15 protein-coding genes are annotated in these 20,501 nt (G+C 34.2%); 14 read left to right on the top strand and 1 reads right to left on the bottom strand.

The window, feature by feature from the left end; translation table 11 throughout:
* Positions 1–13 precede the first annotated feature (13 nt).
* A complete protein-coding gene (locus DCO46_RS06030) occupies positions 14–922 on the top strand; it encodes a type IX secretion system membrane protein PorP/SprF (protein WP_116751662.1) in 909 nt (302 codons plus the stop codon).
* 11 nt (positions 923–933) lie between these two features.
* A complete protein-coding gene (locus tag DCO46_RS06025) occupies positions 934–2,937 on the top strand; it encodes an OmpA family protein (RefSeq protein WP_116751661.1) in 2,004 nt (667 codons plus the stop codon).
* A 56-nt stretch (positions 2,938–2,993) separates the two neighbouring features.
* On the opposite strand, the gene DCO46_RS06020 is transcribed toward DCO46_RS06025, so the two are convergent.
* The gene (locus DCO46_RS06020) at positions 2,994–3,326 is read right to left on the bottom strand and encodes a hypothetical protein (RefSeq protein WP_116751660.1); all 333 of its coding nucleotides are present in this window, start codon (positions 3,324–3,326) and stop codon (positions 2,994–2,996) included.
* 86 nt (positions 3,327–3,412) lie between these two features.
* Here DCO46_RS06020 and DCO46_RS23420 point away from each other — a divergent pair, with 86 nt between their 5' ends.
* The 12 genes from DCO46_RS23420 to DCO46_RS05960 all read left to right on the top strand — a co-directional run bounded on the left by DCO46_RS23420 (position 3,413) and on the right by DCO46_RS05960 (position 20,487).
* The gene (locus DCO46_RS23420) at positions 3,413–3,646 is read left to right on the top strand and encodes a helix-turn-helix domain-containing protein (protein WP_165828846.1); all 234 of its coding nucleotides are present in this window, start codon (positions 3,413–3,415) and stop codon (positions 3,644–3,646) included.
* Between the two features lie 29 nt (positions 3,647–3,675).
* Positions 3,676–3,894, top strand: a complete 219-nt coding sequence (locus DCO46_RS06010) for a helix-turn-helix domain-containing protein (protein WP_116751658.1) — start codon at positions 3,676–3,678, stop codon at positions 3,892–3,894.
* Positions 3,895–4,161: 267 nt separating this feature from the next.
* The gene (locus DCO46_RS06005) at positions 4,162–4,587 is read left to right on the top strand and encodes a CBS domain-containing protein (protein ID WP_116751657.1); all 426 of its coding nucleotides are present in this window, start codon (positions 4,162–4,164) and stop codon (positions 4,585–4,587) included.
* Between the two features lie 159 nt (positions 4,588–4,746).
* The gene (locus DCO46_RS06000; protein ID WP_116751656.1) at positions 4,747–7,038 is read left to right on the top strand and encodes an NADP-dependent malic enzyme; all 2,292 of its coding nucleotides are present in this window, start codon (positions 4,747–4,749) and stop codon (positions 7,036–7,038) included.
* 65 nt (positions 7,039–7,103) lie between these two features.
* Positions 7,104–7,685 carry a Holliday junction branch migration protein RuvA gene (gene ruvA / locus DCO46_RS05995; protein ID WP_116751655.1) on the top strand — a complete coding sequence of 194 codons (582 nt, stop codon included), beginning with the start codon at positions 7,104–7,106 and terminating at the stop codon, positions 7,683–7,685.
* A 25-nt stretch (positions 7,686–7,710) separates the two neighbouring features.
* Positions 7,711–14,985, top strand: coding sequence for a cell surface protein SprA (sprA, locus tag DCO46_RS05990; RefSeq protein ID WP_116751654.1), 7,275 nt, complete (start codon positions 7,711–7,713; stop codon positions 14,983–14,985).
* A gap of 87 nt (positions 14,986–15,072) precedes the next feature.
* A complete protein-coding gene (gene gcvH, locus DCO46_RS05985) occupies positions 15,073–15,453 on the top strand; it encodes a glycine cleavage system protein GcvH (protein WP_116751653.1) in 381 nt (126 codons plus the stop codon).
* Entirely contained in the window at positions 15,446–15,829 is a 384-nt protein-coding gene (locus DCO46_RS05980; RefSeq protein ID WP_116751652.1) for a VanZ family protein, read from the top strand. The genes gcvH and DCO46_RS05980 overlap by 8 nt, the downstream gene beginning before the upstream one ends.
* Before the next feature lie 117 nt (positions 15,830–15,946).
* Positions 15,947–16,690, top strand: coding sequence for a deoxyribose-phosphate aldolase (deoC, locus tag DCO46_RS05975; RefSeq protein ID WP_116751651.1), 744 nt, complete (start codon positions 15,947–15,949; stop codon positions 16,688–16,690).
* Positions 16,691–18,832: a gliding motility protein RemB gene (locus DCO46_RS05970; protein ID WP_116751650.1), complete on the top strand. Its 2,142-nt coding sequence runs from the start codon at positions 16,691–16,693 to the stop codon at positions 18,830–18,832. It begins immediately after the preceding gene.
* Between the two features lie 158 nt (positions 18,833–18,990).
* Positions 18,991–19,893 (top strand): heme o synthase, encoded by a 903-nt coding sequence (gene cyoE, locus DCO46_RS05965; protein ID WP_116751649.1) that lies wholly within the window; start codon positions 18,991–18,993, stop codon positions 19,891–19,893.
* 6 nt (positions 19,894–19,899) lie between these two features.
* Positions 19,900–20,487 (top strand): heme-copper oxidase subunit III, encoded by a 588-nt coding sequence (locus DCO46_RS05960; protein ID WP_116751648.1) that lies wholly within the window; start codon positions 19,900–19,902, stop codon positions 20,485–20,487.
* Positions 20,488–20,501 lie beyond the last annotated feature (14 nt).

The following is a 20,501-nucleotide window of genomic DNA, read 5'->3' as shown; positions in this document are numbered from 1 at the left end:
AAAAGCTTATTCGATGAAAAAATTAATTATAATTTTCATGTTTTTTTCGGTTGTGTGTTCTGCTCAGCAAGACTCGCAGTTTACCCAATATATGTATAATACAATCGAAATTAATCCGGCTTATGCAGGTTCGCGTGGTGTATTGAGCGTTTTTGGATTATACCGTACGCAATGGGTTGGACTTGACGGAGCTCCGGTTACAAGTACTTTTTCAGTAAATACACCTTTAGATAATAGTAAACTCGGATTGGGCGTTTCGCTTGTAAATGATAAAATCGGACCAACAAACGAAAACACTTTATCAGCAGATTTCTCGTATACAATTCCGACTTCAGAATCTTTTAAACTTTCATTCGGGATAAAAGGAACGGCAAATCTTTTTAACTTAGATGCATCAAAATTAACTTTTGAAAATCAGGAGCCTGAATTCCAGGATATAAAAAATAAATTTACACCCAATGTAGGAGCCGGGATATATTATCATTCTGATCGTGCCTATTTTGGATTATCAGTTCCTAATTTTATAGAAACCAACCGTTATGATGATAATGATACGGCTATTTTTAAAGAAAAAATAAATTACTATTTCATGGCAGGTTATGTATTTAATCTGGATCGTCTGGAGTATATAAAATTCAAACCGGCATTGTTGACCAAAATGGTCGAAGGAGCTCCTTTACAGATTGACCTTTCAGGTAACTTTATGTTCAATGATAAGTTTGTAGTAGGTCTGGCTTACCGTTGGAGTGCTTCAGTTAGTGCTATGGCAGGATTTCAGGCTACAAAAAGTATGTATATCGGATATGGCTATGACCATGAAACGACTCAGTTAAGAAGATACAATTCAGGATCACATGAGATTTTCCTTCGTTTTGACTTCTTTAATAATTACAGTAAACTTACATCACCAAGATTCTTTTAATTGATTTAAATATGAAAATTAAAAATTTAGCCTTTCTATTTTTATGTTTTTGCTTTTTTCTTCATGCAAATGCACAAACTGCTGCTGTAAAAACTGCTGATAAAAATTACGACAGTTATGCATACGCAGATGCAATAAAGGCATATGAAAAATTAGTAGAAAAAGGATATAAAGACGAAAAAGTATTTCAGCGGCTTGCCAATTCATATTATTTTATCGGAGAATTAAAACAAGCTTTAAAATATTATGATCAATTGTTTTTGCTGAATGAAAATCAGGAAGCAGATTATTTATACAAATATGCCCAGTGCTTAAAATCAGACGGGAATTATAATAAAGCCGATCAGGTTTTAGATAAATTCAGTCAAAAAGTACCTTCAGATAAAAGAGCCATTTTATTCTTAAAAAACAGAACATATTTAGAAGATATTAAAGCAAATTCAAATCGTTTTGATATTGCCGATGCCGGAATAAATTCTAAAGATTCTGATTACGGAAGTACTGTTTTAGATAATAATTTAGTTTTTACATCTGCGAGAGATACAGGATCGATTATCAAAAAGAATTTTAAATGGACAAATAAAGCCATCTCCACTTTATATACAGTTGAAATGATGCCCGATGGAAGTATTGGAAAACCTGTTTTTTTTCATAAAAAAAATCTGGAAGTAAATTTCAATCAGTCAACTCCCGTTTTTACAAAAGACGGAAAAACAATGTACTTTACAAGAAACAATTCTGTAAACGGTAAAAGAAAAAAGAACGAAAATAAAATTACATTCTTAAAACTTTACAAAGCCATTTTAATTGAAGGAGAATGGAAAGAGGTTCAGGAACTTCCTTTTAATAGTGATGAATACAGCGTCGCGCATCCGGCCTTGAGCATTGACGAAAAAACATTATATTTTGCTTCAGATATGCCTGGGACATTAGGTTTGTCTGATTTGTTTAAAGTAACTATAATGGCTGACGGAACTTTTGGCAAACCTGAAAATTTAGGTCCCGAAATCAATACCGAAAGCCGCGAAACATTTCCTTTTATATCAAATGATAATGAACTGTATTTTGCCAGTGACGGGCGTCCGGGCTTAGGCGGGCTTGATGTATATGTTTCAAAAATAAACAAAGACGATTCTTTTGAAGAAGCACAAAACGTTGGAGAACCTATAAATAGTAAACAGGACGATTTTGCTTTTTCTATTAACAGCAAAAACAGAAATGGTTTTTTCTCTTCCAATAGAGAAAACGGACACGGACTTGACGACGTTTATCGATTCACAGAAAACAGAAGGCTGATTTGTGAGCAGGAACTATCAGGAACAATTATAGATTCAGAAACGAATGAAAATCTTTCGGGAGTCAATTTAATTTTATTTGATGAAAGCCGTCAGACTACTTTAGAAACAGTTTCTGATCAAAACGGTAATTATCTTTTTTCAAATGTAAAATGTGGTAAAAAATATTTTATTAAGACATCAAAAAATGATTATGAAATAAAAGAGGTTTCTATAACATTAAAAAAAGCGACAGGAAAAACAACCCTGATAATTTCAATAGATAAAAAAGCAAAACCGATAACAGCTAAGGCTATTACAGTAAAGTCAGTAAAGATTAATGCTGTAACAGTAAAACCAATTGGGGTTGGTACAGATTTAGCAAAATTGCTTAACATTCCGATGAACTTTTTTGATTTAGGGAAAGCTACAATTAAAAAAACATCAGAACCTCAATTAAAGAAAGTGGTTGATTTATTAAAAAAATACCCAACACTTACAGTGGACATTCGTTCGCACACAGACAGTCGACAATCGGCGGCAAATAACATGATTCTTTCAGAAAAAAGAGCTCAGTCAACAAAAGACTGGCTGATCAAAAAAGGTATCGAATTTACCAGACTGACAGCAAAAGGCTATGGAGAAACAATGCTGATTAACAAATGTGCCGACGGAGTAAAATGTACAGAAAAAGAGCATCAGCAAAACAGACGAAGCGAATTTATTGTTACAACACTTTAATACTAAAAATATAAAAACAAAATCCCTTTTCTAAATTTAGAAAAGGGATTTTTTATTCAGCAATAATTAGAATCTGCAGCAACCAAATCGCTGATTTCGCTTAAAAATTCAAATTCATCTAAAGGAAACATTTCCAAAACCGTTTCTAAAACTAAAGAAACATTAATTTGATTTCGATTTGTTATTGAAACCTTTTCTGCATTATGCTCCAGCGCTAGAATGCACATTTTTAGCATATTGGTTATAACACAGCCCAGTTCATAATAATTGACAAATTTAATTTGAGCCACATTAGTTCCTGTTTTGTCATTAGTTGGTTTTAGTTTTCGAAAGTATATAGCAGTTAGTTTTTTAAGAGATTCTAGATTTTTAATTTCATCGGTTTGCATGATATTTTTTTTGTAAATATAAGACTATATTTTAAATACGACATATATGTCGCGCTTATTTTTTCCACAGTTTAATAGATTTGAGTGTGAAAAATAATAAATACGAGTCAGAGATTATCAAATTAGGTCTGCTGATAAAGGAACTTAGGGTAAAAGAAAAAATTACACAAGAACAATTGTCAACATTATGTAATGTTGATGTAAGGACTATTCAGCGTATAGAAAAAGGGAAACAAAATATTACCATCAGTTTGCTTTTTTCAATAGCGGATTCATTGAAAATAGAATCAAGTACATTAATAAGTAAGATATTTTCTTAAATGCAAATTGTCTGGAATTATAAAAAAAAGTGGATAACTCACAAGATTTAAAGCGTTTAGGAGGCAGGATTAAAGAACTTAGGATGGCTAAAGGATTATCCCAGGCTAAGCTGGGATTGCTGATATTAAAAGATCAGCAATCTATACATAAGGTAGAATCTGGTGAATTCAATCCTACATACCTTTATTTACTTGCATTATCTAAAGGTTTGGGAATACCCATAAAAGAACTGTTGGATTTTGAATAACTAAAATAAAACAAAACAAAAATCAAAAGCCCTTTTCAAAATCTGAAAAGGGCTTTTGATTTTTGTTTTGTAGGAAAGATTTGTAAAAGGTATAGGTTTTTGACAAAAAAGAACCCAAAAAGGATACTTTCTTTATGAGATAATTCTTAAAATCTGAAATAAACTGTATTATATTTAAAATGAATAAGTTATGTTTCTAAAAAATACTATTGTGTATTGTTTATGTTCATTTTTTTTTAACTTTATAGGAATTAAAATTTTTCAGATATGACTGTAGCACAAATACTTAACGCAAAAGGAAAAAATGTTTACTCAGTACTTTCAACAACCACTGTTTACGAGGCACTGAAAGTGATGGGAGAGAAAAACATAGGAGCAATTCTGGTTATAGATGAATCCGATCTAAAAGGGATATTGTCTGAAAGGGATTATGCCAGAAAAATTATTCTGAAAGACAGATCCTCAAAAGAAACTTTTGTACATGAAATCATGGAAAGTACTATTTTCTCGGTACAGCTTTCAAATAATATTGAAGATTGCATGGAGCTTATGAGCAGTAAACGTATCAGACATTTACCTGTTATAGAAGATGGCATCGTGGTCGGAATAATTTCTATCAGCGATGTTGTGAAGGCAATTATAGAGATTCAGAAAGATACTATTCAGCACTTAAATTCTTACATTTCGCAGTAATTAAAATTTAAAAAACATACTTAAAAAAATAGTCCGGATTTTGCCGGACTATTTTTTTTTGCCGGTCATAATTGTTATTTTAACAAAAGAAAGCTATAAAAACATGCCATTTTAATCGAAGACTTATATCTTTGTAAGCTAGAATAAAAGCTAAAAACAATGAGTAAAGACAATAAAAGAGAAGAGGCATTATTATATCATTCTAAGCCAACTCCAGGGAAAATTCAGGTAGTACCAACAAAAAAATATGCAACTCAAAGAGATCTTTCTCTTGCATATTCACCGGGTGTTGCAGAACCATGTTTAGAAATTGAAAAAAATATTGAGGACGTTTATAAATATACCGCCAAAGGAAATTTAGTTGCCGTAATCTCAAACGGAACAGCTGTTTTAGGACTTGGAGACATTGGTCCTGAAGCTTCTAAACCCGTTATGGAAGGAAAAGGTTTGTTGTTTAAAATATTTTCTGATATTGATGTCTTTGACATTGAAATCGGAACAAAAGATGTTGAAGAATTTATTCAGACCGTAAAAAATATTGCTCCGACTTTTGGAGGAATCAACCTGGAAGATATTAAAGCTCCGGAATCTTTTGAAATTGAAAGAAGACTAGTTGAAGAACTGGACATTCCGGTAATGCACGACGATCAGCATGGTACGGCCATTATCTCTTCAGCAGCTTTAATCAATGCACTGGAATTAGCAGGAAAAAAAGCAGAAGATGTAAAAATGGTAGTTTCGGGTGCAGGTTCTGCTGCAATAGCCTGTACTGATTTATATGTTTTACTAGGAGTAAAAGTAGAGAATATCATGATGTTCAACAGTAAAGGACTTTTAACAAAAGATAATCCTTCATTGTCAGAATTACAATTAAAATATGCCATAAACGGACCTTCAGTAGATTTAGCAGAAGCTGTAAAAGGTGCTGATGTTTTTATCGGATTATCTTCAGGAAACATTTTGTCTCCGGATATGTTATTATCAATGGCAGCCAATCCGATCGTTTTTGCAATGGCCAATCCAAATCCGGAGATCGATTATAACTTAGCTGTTGAAACCAGAAAAGATGTTATTATGGCTACAGGTCGTTCTGATTTTCCTAATCAGGTGAATAACGTTCTGGGTTTTCCATATATTTTTAGAGGAGCACTTGATGTAAGAGCTACAAAAATTAACGAGGCAATGAAAATGGCTGCTGTAAAAGCGTTGGCTATTTTGGCAAAAGAACCGGTTCCGGAACAGGTAAACGTAGCTTACGGAGCAACAAAATTAGGATTTGGCCAGGAATATATTATCCCTAAACCATTTGATCCAAGATTGATTACCATTGTAGCACCTGCAGTTGCAAGAGCAGCAATGGAATCCGGAGTGGCAAAAAATCCTATTACAGACTGGGCAGCTTATGAAGATGTGCTTCGTGAGCGTATGGGTAATGACAACAAAATGGTTCGTCTGATGACTAACCGTGCTAAATTAGATCCTAAAAGAGTTGTTTTTGCAGAAGCAGATCAGCTAAATGTTTTAAAAGCAGCACAAATTGTTCATGAAGATGGTATTGGTTTTCCAATTTTATTAGGAGATAAAGAGACTATCCTGGAGCTAAAAAAAGAATTAGGTTTTGATGCCGAAGTAGAAATCATTGATCCTAAAACGGTAGAAGAAGAAGCAAGAAGAAATAAATTTGCAAATTCCTTCTGGTCAACAAGAGAAAGAAGAGGTGTTTCTTTATTGGATGCACAGAAATTCATGCGCGAAAGAAACTATTTTGCAGCTATGATGGTTAACGAAGGTGAAGCAGATGCTTTAGTAACAGGATATTCCAGAAGTTACCCAAGTGTTGTAAAACCAATGTTACAGTTAATTGAGAAAGCACATGGAGCTTCTCTGGTAGCAACAGCCAATATGATGCTTACTTCCCGTGGGCCAATGTTTTTGTCAGATACGGCAATTAATATTAATCCTACTTCTGAAGACTTGGTGAATATTGCTGTTATGACTGCAAAAACGGCAAAAATGTTTGGAGTTGAACCTGTTATAGCAATGGTTTCCTTTTCAAACTTTGGTTCGTCAACAAGTGCCGGAGCATCAAAAGTAAGAGATGCTGTAGCGTATTTGCACAGAAATCACCCGGACATGATAGTTGACGGAGAAATCCAGGCCGATTTTGCTTTGAACCCGGAAATGCTGCAGGAAAAATTCCCGTTCTCAAAATTAGCAGGAAAAAAAGTAAACACATTGATTTTCCCTAACTTAGAATCAGCTAATATTACTTACAAACTATTAAAAGAGTTATATAAAGTAAATTCTATTGGGCCAATTATGATGGGAATGGGCAAGCCAGTCCACATTTTCCAGTTGGGAGCAAGCGTTGAAGAGATGGTTAATATGGCTGCTATAGCTGTTATTGACGCTCAGGAAAAAGAAAATAAAAAAAATAAATTAGCTAAATAGTACCAAAAAATTAAGATCGGATAAATTGTCTTATTTTTATTATATTTGACTTAATAAATTATACTATGATAGCACATTTGCAAGGGAAATTAGTAGAAAAAAATCCCACAGAAGTTGTGATTGACTGTGGCGGAGTAGGATATCACGTTAATATATCCTTACACACATTTTCTCTGCTTCCCAATGCTGATTTTATAAAATTGTATACGCATCTTCAAATCAAAGAAGATGCGCATACTTTATTTGGGTTTGTAGAAAAATCAGAAAGAGAGATTTTTAGAATGTTATTGTCGGTTTCAGGGATAGGAGCTAACATAGCCAGAACCATGTTATCTTCAATAGAACCCAGACAAATTATTAATGCCATTGCCTCTGGAGATGTCGGTGTAATACAATCAATAAAAGGGATTGGAAACAAAACGGCACAGAGAGTTATACTTGATTTAAAGGAAAAAGTGTTAAAATTGTACGATTTGGACGAAGTTTCGGTAGTTCAGAACAATACAAACAGAGATGAAGCGTTATCTGCTTTGGAAGTTTTAGGATTTGTCCGCAAAACTTCTGAAAAAGTGGTTGAAAAGATCGTTAAAGAAGATCCTGAAGCTACGGCAGAAATGATCATTAAAAAAGCATTAAAAAGCTTATAAACTCAATTTTATATAAACGAATTGTATGCGTAAAATTTGTATTTTTTTACTGGTTTTATTTTGCGGTAATGTTTTGCGTTCGCAAGTAAATCCAGCAGTTCAAGATACAACAAAAACTCAGTTCTCTGTCGGGAAATTAGAGCTTGAAAATCCTCCGAGCATACTTTCGGCTTATAAATACGACCCCATTACCGACAGATATATCTACACAAATTCCGTTGATGGTTTTTCCATTGATTATCCAATTGTTCTGACTCCAAAAGAGTATGAAGATTTAGTTCTCAAAGAATCCCGAAGAGAATATTTCAGAAAAAAAATGGATGCGATTGATGGTAAAAAAGAAGGAAGTGAAGCGGCCAAAAAAGATTTACTTCCAAGATATTACATTAATTCAAGTCTTTTCGAAAGTATTTTTGGCAGCAATACAATTGATGTAAAGCCCACAGGATCAGTAGAGATGGATTTGGGTGTGCGGTATACTAAACAAGATAATCCTGCTTTTTCTCCAAGAAACCGGTCAAGTCTTACTTTCGACTTCGATCAGAGAATCAGTATGAGTTTAATGGGAAAAGTGGGTACAAGATTAGAAGTAAATGCCAACTACGATACGCAATCGACATTTGCATTTCAAAATTTATTTAAACTTGCGTACACCCCTTCTGAGGATGATATTATTCAAAAAGTCGAAGTGGGTAACGTTAGTATGCCTCTTAATAGCACACTGATTCGGGGAGCTCAAAGTTTGTTTGGGGTAAAAGCGCAGTTGCAGTTTGGTAAGACAACAGTAACCGGTGTTTTTTCAGAACAGAAGTCCCAAACAAAAAGTATAGTTGCAGAAGGTGGCGGAACCGTTCAGAATTTTGATTTATACGCATTGGACTACGATAATGACAGGCACTTCTTTCTATCGCAATATTTTAGAAATAAATATGATGCTTCCTTAAAGAAATATCCTTTTATAGATAGCCGTGTGCAGATTACAAGACTTGAAGTTTGGGTTACAAACAAGCAAAACAGAGTTAGCACTACAAACAATAACCTAAGAAATGTTATTGCGCTTCAGGATTTAGGAGAAGCACGAATTCAGGGAGTTCCGGACAATGAAGTTGTTGTGATTGGTTCTACTGCAAATTTTTTCAATCCTGCTAAACCTATCGGTTCGCCAACAGACAACGAAAATAACATGTATGATCCGAAATCTATTGGTAGATCCGGATATTTTTTGAATCAGAACATTAGAGAAATTGTTACGGCAAAATCAGGATTTAACAATCCAAATACAAGTGAAGGGACTGACTATTCGGTATTAGAAAATGCAAGAAAGTTAACCACAAATGAATATACTTTTAATGCGCAATTAGGATACATCTCTTTGCAGCAGCGTTTAGCAAATGATGAGATTTTGGCAGTAGCTTTTGAATATACTGTTGGAGATAAAGTATATCAGGTTGGGGAATTTGGTAGTGACGGAGTTGATGGTACAGTTGTGACCGGAGACAACAGTTCTAACCAGACCATTATTACCCAAAGTTTGATTTTAAAAATGCTGAAAAGTAGTTTGACAAACGTAAACAATCCTGTTTGGGATTTAATGATGAAAAACGTTTACCAAATTCCTCAGGCTTATCAAATAAAACAAGATGACTTCAGGTTAAATATTCTTTATACAGACCCGTCACCTATAAATTATATTTCTCCTGTTACCGGAAGTCATTTTCCTGATGACGATCCCGTTAATCCGGATCCGAATAATTACTATGTAACAAAAACACCTTTACTAAATGTTTTTAATATAGATCAGTTAAATTACAACAATGATCCGCAAAAAGGTGGTGATGGTTTCTTTGATTATATTCCGGGTATAACCGTTGATGCTCAAAACGGACGAATTATCTTTACAACCAAAGAGCCTTTTGGTGAGCTTTTGTTCCAGAAATTGCAGACTACAACGGGAGAAGATTATAATAATACCAGTACTTATAACGTAAACCAGCAAAAATATGTTTTTAGGAGCATGTATAAAAGCACTCAGGCAGGAGCTTTACAGGATAGTGATAAAAACAAATTTTTATTGCGTGGTAAATACAAATCATCAGGAAGCAACGGTATTCCAATTGGAGCGTTCAATGTTCCGCAGGGTTCTGTTGTAGTTACAGCTGCCGGAAGAGTTTTAGTTGAAGGTATTGATTATAGTGTCGATTATCAATTAGGAAGAGTTCAGATTTTAGATCCTTCACTTCAGGCGTCGAATACACCTATTGAAGTTTCCTTAGAAAACAATTCAATTTTTGGACAACAAACCCGAAGATTTGTAGGATTCAATATCGAACATAAAATTTCTGATAATTTTGTTGTTGGAGGTACTTTCTTAAAAATGACAGAAAGACCATTTACCCAAAAATCAAGTTACGGACAGGAATCTGTAAATAATACAATTTATGGTTTTAATGGAAATTATTCAACAGAGGTTCCTTTCTTTACCAGATTAGTCAATAAACTTCCAAATATTGATACAGATGTTCCATCAAACCTTTCGATTCGTGGAGAAGTTGCCTTTTTAAAACCTGATGCACCAAAAGCTAGTGATTTTGAAGGAGAGGCAACAATTTACATTGATGACTTTGAAGGCTCGCAATCAACAATAGATATGCGTTCAGCATATGCATGGAGCCTGGCTTCGACTCCGTTTATAACTACCGCAGGCGACCCTACTTTTAATGCAAATTTTGAGGATTTAAGATATGGTTACAAAAGAGCAAAACTATCGTGGTATACTATCGATCCTGTTTTTTATTCCTCTAAACCATCAGGAATTTCAAACGATGATTTATCATTAAATTCAACAAGAAGGGTTTACAGTAAAGAGTTGTATCCAAATACAGATATTGCCCAGGGACAAATTCAGGTTATTAATACCTTAGATTTGAGTTACTATCCATCAGAAAGAGGACCATATAATAATAATCCAAGTTTTAATGCAGATCCCGCAACATCTAATTTTGGAGGGATTATGCGTGCATTAAATTCAACCAATTTTGAACAGGGAAATGTAGAGTATGTGCAGTTCTGGGTACTTGATCCATACGTAGGAAACGGGCAGGCACAGCCTAATAACACAGGAAAAATCTATTTTAACTTAGGTGAAATATCCGAAGATATTCTAAAAGATAACAGAAAGCAGTATGAAAATGGTCTAGGACCAGATCAGGTAATGGTAAAACCACAACCATTGTGGGGTGACGTTCCTGCCTCTCAATCTTTGATCTACGCTTTTGATACCAATGCCGATAACCGTAAAAATCAGGACGTTGGTTTAGATGGTTTGCCTGACGCAAGAGAAGCTGCAATTTATACCAATTATGCATCTGAGCCCGATCCGGCTGGTGATAACTATAAATATTATTTAAATACAGATGGTGGTGTTCAGGATCGTTATAAAAATTATAATGGTGTTGAAGGTAACTCTCCTGTAAGTATTGATGACCCTAATCGCGGATCAACCACTTTGCCTGATGTAGAGGATATTAATCGTGATAATACAATGAATACAATCAATGCTTATTATGAATATAGTATTGATATCAGACCTGGTATGCAGGTTGGGGAAAATTACATTACAGATATTCGTGAGCCTGAGACTATAGGAAATGTAGACTTACCAAACGGTTCCACAACGCAAGCAAGATGGATTCAGTTTAAAATTCCTGTTTCTCAGCCAAAAAACACAATAGGAAATATTACAGACTTTAGATCTATCCGATTCATGCGTATGTTTATGACTGGTTTCAATGATCAGATGACAATGCGTTTTGGAGCTCTTGATTTGGTGAGAGGAGAGTGGAGAAGATACACCGGAACACTTGATGCGAATGACGTAAATCCGGATGACGATGATACTGATTTTGATGTTCAGGTAGTGAATGTTCAGGAAAATGATACTAAATGCCCTGTAAATTATAAAATTCCACCGGGAGTACAAAGAGAGCAATTGTATAACAACAATACGGTTATTAACCAAAACGAACAATCATTAGCATTACGTGTTTCTGGCGGAGGATTGAAATATCAGGACTCAAGAGCCGTTTTTAAAAATGTTAGTGTCGATATGCGTCAGTATAAAAAACTTAAAATGTTTCTACACGCAGAATCCTTACCAAGTCAGGAAGAATTGGCTGATGACGAAATGGTTGGATTTCTTCGATTTGGAAATGACTTTACGCAAAATTACTACCAGATAGAGATTCCTTTAAAAGTTACAAGACCGGCAGGATCTTGTAATGTAAATGCTGATCAGGTTTGGATGGAACAAAATGATATTGACCTTGCACTTGAGTTACTGACCAGAATGAAAATTAAGGGGATGCAGGTTGCAATTAATTCTGGCAAAAGAGATGTTAATGGTGTTTATTATCCGGATGACGATACCGATTTAGATGGTGGTGACGGTGACAGCAGACTGAGATTAGGTATAAAAGGAAATCCTAATTTTGGTTTGGTGAGAAACTTAATGGTGGGACTAAAAAGTACAGCCGAGCACAAAAACTTAATGGGAGAGGTATGGTTCAATGAACTCCGTATGTCTGATTTGGAAAATAAAGGCGGAATGGCGGCAATATTGAGTGTTGATACCAATATGGCTGACTTTGCAACTATTTCGGCAACCGGTCGTAAAAGTACTATTGGTTTTGGATCCCTTGAAGAAGGAGCAAACGAAAGAGATCGTGAAGATATTCAGCAATATAATATTGTAACCAATCTAAATTTAGGAAAATTATTGCCACCTAAATGGGGAATTAATTTGCCTTTTAATTATGCTATTGGAGAAGAAGTTATTACTCCGGAATACGATCCTTTTAACCAGGATATTAAATTAGATCAGTTGTTGAGAGAAACAACTAATTCAGCAGAAAGAGAAAACATCAGAACGCGTGCAATTGATTACACAAAAAGAAAAAGTATCAACTTTATCGGAGTAAGAAAAGACAGGGCTCCTGAACAAAAACCACATATTTATGATGTAGAGAATTTTACGTTCTCACAATCTTATAACCAGGTTGAACGTCATGATTATGAAGTAGAAAGCTATGAGGATGAACAGTCAAATACAGCCGTAAATTATGCTTATACTTTTCAGCCAAAAGAAGTAGTTCCTTTTAAGAAGACACAGTTCATGAAAAAAAGTGATTATTGGAAATTGTTAAGTGATTTTAATTTTAATTATTTACCATCCAATATTACATTCAATACGAATATTTTAAGACAAAGTAATCGTCAGCAATACAGAGAAGTTGAGGTTGAAGGAATCGGACTTGATCCTCTTTACAGAAGAAATTTTGCATTTAATTATCAATATGGCTTTGGTTTTAACTTAACAAAATCATTAAAGTTAAATTATACTGCAGCATCAAATAATATCGTTAGGAATTTCTTAAATGACGATAATTCTCCAAAAGAAGATTTTAATATCTGGGATGATTATTGGGATATAGGAACACCAAATCAGCACCTGCAGCAATTAGTATTGAATTATGAAATTCCTATAAATAAGATTCCTGTGTTCAGCTTTATAAAAGCAAGTTATTCGTATACTGCCGATTATAGCTGGCAAAGAGCATCGACTGCTTTTTCTCAATATGAACAAGAAAATGAAGATGGAACAACAACAATGTACGATTTAGGGAATACAATTCAGAACGCCAACTCAAATACACTGACAACAACATTTAATATGAATATGTTGTATAAGTATCTTGGCCTGACTCCGGGAGGTAAAAAACCTGCTAAGCCTAAAGCTGTTGCTCCACCGAAACCGGGCGAGAAAATAGTAAATACAGCAAAACCGGTTACAAGCAGTAATCCGTTTTATGATGGTTTAATTGGAGTCTTAACTAGTGTAAAAAATATTCAGGTGAATTATACCAAAAACAGCGGAACTGTTTTACCTGGGTATACGCCAAGTGTTGGTTTCTTCGGAACATCAAAACCTTCGTTAGGATTTGTTTTTGGAAGTCAGGATGATGTGCGTTACGAAGCCGCTAAAAATGGATGGTTAACAGATTATCAGGATTTCAATCAGAATTTCACACAGGTAACCAATAAGGTTTTAAAAGTTACGACCAACATCGATTTATTTCCGGATTTAAAAATTGATCTGGCAATGGACAGGTCGTATTCTGAAAATAATTCTGAGCAATATTCGGTAAGAGAGTCAGATAATCTATATATGCCTTTGTCGCGTTATACTTATGGTATGTTTTCAATATCAACTGTATTAATCAAAACATCATTTTCTACGAGCAATCAATTTGAATCTGAAGCATTTGATGATTTTAGGAGTAATCGTTTGATAATTGCAAATCGTCTCGCTGAAGGCTATTACGGAGCAGGAAACCCAATACCGAGATATGGAGATGCTGCAAACCAGATTCCGGCACCTCCGACAGATCCGAATAATGATCCGGATAAAAGTAAAAGAGAGATTTATACAGCAAATGAAGGATTTCCTATAGGATATACAAAAGGTAATCAGGCAGTTTTACTTCCTGCATTTTTAGCTGCTTATTCAGGAAAAGATGCATCAGATGCTTCAACGAATATTTTTAGAAATTTCCCGATTCCAAACTGGAGTATAAAATACAATGGGTTGATGCGTTATAAGTTCTTTAAAGATAAATTTAAACGTTTTTCATTACAGCATAACTATAGAGCATCGTATACCATAAATCAGTTTAGATCTAATTTTGATTATTATGAGCACCCGAATGGTCTGGATGCGAATACATATAATTTTTATAACAAGACAATCATGTCCAATGTCAATTTGGTAGAGCAGTTTAGCCCTCTTATGAGAGTAGATTTTGAATTGAAAAGCTCATTAAGAGTACTTACGGAAATTAAAAAAGACAGGGCATTATCGATGAGTTTTGATAATAACTTACTGACAGAGGTTAAAGGAATGGAATATGTTGTTGGACTGGGATATCGTTTTAAAGATGTGATTTTCTCTTCAAGGCTTGCAGATAATCCGACCGGAATTATTAAAAGTGATATCAACATAAAAGCAGATTTCTCTTTAAGAAAGAATGAAACATTAGTACGTTATTTAGATTATGAAAATAATCAGCTGGCAGCCGGACAAAACATCTGGTCAGTAAAACTTACTGCTGATTATTCGTTCAGTAAAAATCTGACGGCTATATTTTATTACGATCACTCGTTCTCAAAAGCAGTAATTTCAACATCATTCCCATTAACTAATATTAGATCAGGCTTTACACTTCGTTATAATTTCGGAAATTAATTTTTGAATTTCTAAACTGGATTTCATTAGAAGATTATTACATTTGTGGCTTAAATATTCAATTATCAATTTTCAAACATAACTATTATGAGCATACCAGCAAATTTAAAGTACACAAAAGATCACGAATGGGTTAGCATCGAAGGAGACGTTGCAACAGTAGGAATTACTCATTTTGCTCAAAAAGAGTTAGGTGATATCGTGTATGTTGAAGTAGAAACTTTAGATCAGACACTTGATAAAGATGAGGTTTTCGGAACTGTTGAAGCTGTAAAAACAGTTTCTGATTTGTTCCTTCCTTTAACAGGAGAAATAATTGCTTTTAATGACAGTTTAGAAAGTGCTCCTGAAACAGTAAATTCTGATCCTTACGGAGCTGGATGGATGATTAAAATAAAAATCTCTGATGCATCAGAAATAGATTCTTTATTATCTGACGAAGCTTATAAAGAACTAATAGGTGCCTAAACAATTATTACTTTGTTGGGCAATAATTTGTTCAGGGATTATATCCTATTTCTGTTTAACAGATTCAAGTAATATTCCTGCGGTAAGTTTCCCAAGCATTGATAAAATTGTCCACTTCTGTTTTCATTTCGGATTTACAATTTCCTGGATTTTATTTTTCAAAAAAGAACTTAAAGGAAAAAGTGCTGACGATTACAAAGCTTATCTTGTTTCGTTTATATTTTCCATGTTTTTTGGTATTACAATCGAAATTTTGCAGGGAGTCTTTACCACAACAAGAGCAGCAGATGTAACAGATATTTTGGCGAATACAATTGGAGCCACGACCGGAGTTTTTACAGCTATAGCTTTTAAAAAACAAATCGATAGAATATAAAAATAGAATACCCACTTCGGTGGGTTTTTTTGTTGCCGGAAATCTGGGCAACAAAGAGTATTTTTTTTCAGAATTTTAAATGTATTTTTGTCAACATTTCTGAGCAATCTCAAAATCATGAACATAAAGCAATATTTAGACTCTACTTATTTAAAATCTGCCTCGCAAGCCGGACTTTCTGAAGCAGATAATCTTATTGTTGTCAAAAATGTGATTGCAGAAGCCATTGAAGAAAACTTTAAGCTGGTCATGATTCGGCCTGAATATGTTTCACTTGCCAAAGAAATGATTTTAAAAGCCAATTCAATGCTGCTTGTTGGAACTGTTATAGACTTTCCCGATGGTAAATCCGATATCGAAACAAAATTAAAAGAAGCAAATGAAGCAATCAAAAACGGAGCAGATGACTTAGATTTTGTTTGTAATTACGAGGCTTTTAAAAATGGAGACCTTGCTTTGGTAAAACAAGAAATTTTTATTGGCACACAAATCGGTTTGGCAAACAATAAAACAGTAAAATGGATTATTGAAGTTGCTGCCCTGACTGATAAAGATATTATTCAGCTTTCCGCTTTGATAAAAAATGTTGTGATTTCTAACTTTAAAGAAGAAAACTATAATTCTGTTTTTGTAAAATCATCGACAGGTTTTTTTAAAACTGAAAATGATTTGCCAAACGGAGCCACAATTCCAACAATTATAATGATGTTAGAAAATGCATCCCCTCTGCCGGTTAAAGCAGCAGGTGGTGTTCGGTCATATGATGAAGCAATAGAAATGATTCGTTTAGGTGTTAAACGTATCGGAACTTCGGCGGCAAAAAAAATTGCCAACGGAGAAAATACCCCAAATCAATACTAAATGAAAACCCAAACCTACACAAGAAAGATTTTTTTATCTTTTGTATTTACCCTATCAGCCCTTTCAGGTTATTCACAGGAAAACAATAATTCCTCTATTACACCTGGTTTTATATCAGAACAATTTCCTGTTTTCCCAAATTGTGAAAACCTGCAGTCAAAAGACCTTGAAAACTGCTTTTACAAAGAAGTTCAGGATTTTGTATTTCATAATTTTGAAGTGCCTCAAAAACTAAAAGAAGCAAACTATAAAGGAGAGGTAAAAGTTCTTTTTGAAGTTGATGAAAAAGGAGCGTTTAAAGTAATTTATGTAAATGCCGTAAATGATGAATTGGTGCAGGAATCAAAACGGGTTTTCAGTGCATTTCCTGTAATAAAACCGTCCACTTATAACGGGAAACCAACCTATTCTAAATATACAATTACAATAAGTATCCCTTTAAAAAGTGCTGATCAGATTGCAGAAGAAGCTTTAGCAGCTTCTCAAATTCTAAAGCCAAAGGAAAAACCAATGACAGAACTGGATAGTATTGTGTATAAAAAATATAATAATCCAGAATTCGACAGTCATTTAAATATTCCTTTTTCTCATAGTTACTATGCACAGTTTGATGGTGCAATGAACCAGGTGGGAAGTAATAATCATACGGCTTCTAAGCCATATACCTATGCTGAGGTTTCAAAATATTATAATTTGAAAGCAGTAAATGAATCATTGCAAAAAAATACCTCGTCATGGCTGGGAAGAAAATTGTGGAACGAAAACATGGTTCAGATTCAGGGAGAAGATTATTGGCTGGCATTAAATCCTATTGTTGATTTGCAAATGGGGAAGGCTTCGGATATTGATGCCTCCTATACTTATGTAAACACACGCGCCTTAAATTTTAGAGGAGGTTTAGGAAAGCAAATTAATTTTACCACTACTTTTTTTGAAAGCCAGGGACGATTTGCAGGTTATTTTAATGATTATGCAGAATCAATAAAACCATCTGGTGGTAATCCCGCTATTATACCCGGAATTGGAATCGCAAAAGGATTCAAAACCGATGCTTATGATTTCCCACTGGCAGAAGCGAATATTACATTTGCTCCAAGCAAAATTTTTGACTTTCAGTTGGGTTATGGGAGAAATTTTATAGGAGACGGATATCGTTCGTTATTAGAGGCAGACGGAGCAAGTCCGTATCCTTATTTTAAAATTAATACAACATTCTGGAAAATAAAATATACAAACACTTACATGTGGCTTAAAGATGTTCGCCCGGAAGTGACAGAAGAAAAAACATACGCTTCAAAATTTATGGCGAACCATTATCTGAGCTGGAATGTTTCTAACAGATTAAACCTGGGATTCTTTGAGTCTGTTGTTTGGACTGATAGTAATAACAGGGGGTTTGATATTAATTTTGTAAATCCGATTATATTTTATCGTGCTGTAGAATTTGGTTCTTCTTCTAAAAGCGGTAATGCTTTATTGGGACTTACGGGTAAATATAAATGGAATAACAATATTAACTTATACGGGCAGTTCTTAATTGATGAATTTTCTGTATCTGATGTAAAATCAGGAGATAAGAGCTGGAAAAACAAATTTGGATTCCAGGTTGGAGCTAAATACTTTAATGCGTTTAATGTAAAGGATTTATTATTTCAGTTAGAGTATAATCATGTTCGTCCTTACGTATATTCACATAGCGCCGTAATCACAAATTACGGGCACAATAATCAAAGTATTGGGCATCAATGGGGAGGGAATTTTAAGGAATTAGTGGCAATCGCACGCTACCATAAAGGACGTTATTACACCGATGCCAAATTTACGGTAGGTACCCGTGGTCTGGATTTTGACACACCGGAAGATAGTTTTAATTACGGAGGAAACATTTACAAAAGCTACGATGAAAACAGACCTTATGATAAAGGGGTAAAAGTAGGTCAGGGTAACAAAACAAATGTTTTCATTGCAGATATACAGGCAGGCTATCTGGTTAACCCAATAACGAATCTTAAATTTTTCGGAAGTTTTATTTACAGGAATTTTGACCCAACACAAGAAACTGCAGCTACTTTTAAACAAAGTACAACATGGTTTACAGTTGGATTGCGTTCTGATATTTTCAATTGGTATTTTGATTACTAGGATATTTAATAAGATTTTTCAAAATAATTGTGTTAAAAATCTGCAAGTCCTTATTTTGTAAAGGCTTTATTGAAAAAAATATAATTTTATCGGTCTGGATTCTATAATCAATTTGTACATTTGCACCACTCAAAAAAAATATTCAAACAATTACAGAATTGAGCACTACTAAAAATACAATTTCATTAAAATCAATATTCCTGGATTTCAAAGAAATCACTAAAGCCGGTTTGGCAATTAGTGTTTTGTTTTCTTCTATTGCGGGATATTTGCTTGGTGTAAACGACGAACATCCTTTTAAATGGAGTGTTTTGTTGGTTTTATCCATTGGAGGTTATTGTATGGTTGGAGCGTCAAATGCCTTTAATCAGGTAATTGAGAAAGATATAGATTCTTTAATGGACCGAACCAAAAACCGTCCGGTTCCATCAGGTCGTATGTCTCCAAAACTGGCATTGCTGGTAGCAAGTCTGCTTACTATTGTTGGTATAGCTTTGTTGTATACGATCAATGCGAAGTCTGCAATGTTTGCAGCAATATCTATTTTTCTTTATACAAGCATCTATACACCATTAAAAACAGTGACTTCGTTATCGGTTTTTGTTGGCGCTTTCCCGGGTGCAATCCCTTTTATGTTAGGGTGGGTTGCAGCAACAGGCGATTTTGGTATAGAAGCAGGAACATTGTTTTTGATTCAGTTTTTTTGGCAATTCCCTCATTTTTGGGCAATTGGATGGTTTTTATATGAAGATTATGAAAAAGCAGGTATCTTTATGCTTCCTACCGGAAAAAAGGATAAAGGAACAGCTTTGCAAATTATGTTATATACAATTTGGCTGATAATAGCTTCTTTATTGCCTGTTTTAGGTTATACAGGGCAATTATTTATTACGCCAATTGCCGCAGTTCTGGTATTTTTATTAGGATTATGGATGTTGTTTTATGCTGTGCGATTGTATCAGTTACGAACTGCAAAAGCGGCGAGAACGTTAATGTTGGTTAGTGTTTCGTATATATCATTATTGCAGATTGTATATATAGTAGATAAATTTTTAAGATAGTTATTTATGGAAATGACAATGAAAATAAGTGAAGAACAAGTAAGGAAATCAAAATCGGCTAAGTTGATTTTGTTATTTGCAATGGTAAGTATGACAATGATGTTTGCCGGACTTACAAGTGCATTTGTAGTAAGTAAATCAAGAGCAGACTGGTTGAAGAATTTTGAATTGCCATCAGCATTCTATTATAGTACAGCAGTGATTATTGCTTGTAGTGTCACTTTTTATCTGGCAAAAAAAGCAATTCAGAAAGATAACAGAACTGCTACAACCGGATTGCTTTTGGGAACATTGGCTTTAGGGATTTTGTTTGTGGTTTTGCAATTTCAGGGTTTTGGGCAAATAGTTCAAAGCGGCTATTATTTTACAGGAGCAGGTAGCTCAATTACTACAACTTTTCTGTATGTAGTAACGGTTACGCACTTATTACACCTTGCGGGAGGATTAATTTCACTTTTAATTATAATTTATAATCATTTTAAACAAAAATACAACTCGACCCAAACTCTTGGTATAGAACTAGGTGCGATGTATTGGCACTTTTTGGATTTATTATGGGTATATTTATTTTTATTTTTATATTTCTTTAAATAAGAAAAAAACGTAAA

Origin of the sequence: Flavobacterium sp. HTF (genome assembly GCF_003105115.1) — a bacterium.
In the GTDB taxonomy this organism is placed as follows: Bacteria; Bacteroidota; Bacteroidia; order Flavobacteriales; family Flavobacteriaceae; genus Flavobacterium.
This window is presented reverse-complemented; position numbering and strand designations above follow the sequence as displayed.

Excerpts from the sequence above, each read along its gene's own strand:
- gcvH (WP_116751653.1), top strand. The coding sequence starts at position 15,073 with ATGAGCATACCAGCAAATTTAAAGTACACAAAAGATCACGAATGGGTT.
- sprA (WP_116751654.1), top strand. The coding sequence starts at position 7,711 with ATGCGTAAAATTTGTATTTTTTTACTGGTTTTATTTTGCGGTAATGTT.
- DCO46_RS06005 (WP_116751657.1), top strand. The coding sequence starts at position 4,162 with ATGACTGTAGCACAAATACTTAACGCAAAAGGAAAAAATGTTTACTCA.
- DCO46_RS06000 (WP_116751656.1), top strand. The coding sequence starts at position 4,747 with ATGAGTAAAGACAATAAAAGAGAAGAGGCATTATTATATCATTCTAAG.
- ruvA (WP_116751655.1), top strand. The coding sequence starts at position 7,104 with ATGATAGCACATTTGCAAGGGAAATTAGTAGAAAAAAATCCCACAGAA.
- DCO46_RS05960 (WP_116751648.1), top strand. The coding sequence starts at position 19,900 with ATGGAAATGACAATGAAAATAAGTGAAGAACAAGTAAGGAAATCAAAA.
- DCO46_RS06025 (WP_116751661.1), top strand. The coding sequence starts at position 934 with ATGAAAATTAAAAATTTAGCCTTTCTATTTTTATGTTTTTGCTTTTTT.
- DCO46_RS06020 (WP_116751660.1), bottom strand. The coding sequence starts at position 3,326 with ATGCAAACCGATGAAATTAAAAATCTAGAATCTCTTAAAAAACTAACT.
- deoC (WP_116751651.1), top strand. The coding sequence starts at position 15,947 with ATGAACATAAAGCAATATTTAGACTCTACTTATTTAAAATCTGCCTCG.
- DCO46_RS05970 (WP_116751650.1), top strand. The coding sequence starts at position 16,691 with ATGAAAACCCAAACCTACACAAGAAAGATTTTTTTATCTTTTGTATTT.
- DCO46_RS06030 (WP_116751662.1), top strand. The coding sequence starts at position 14 with ATGAAAAAATTAATTATAATTTTCATGTTTTTTTCGGTTGTGTGTTCT.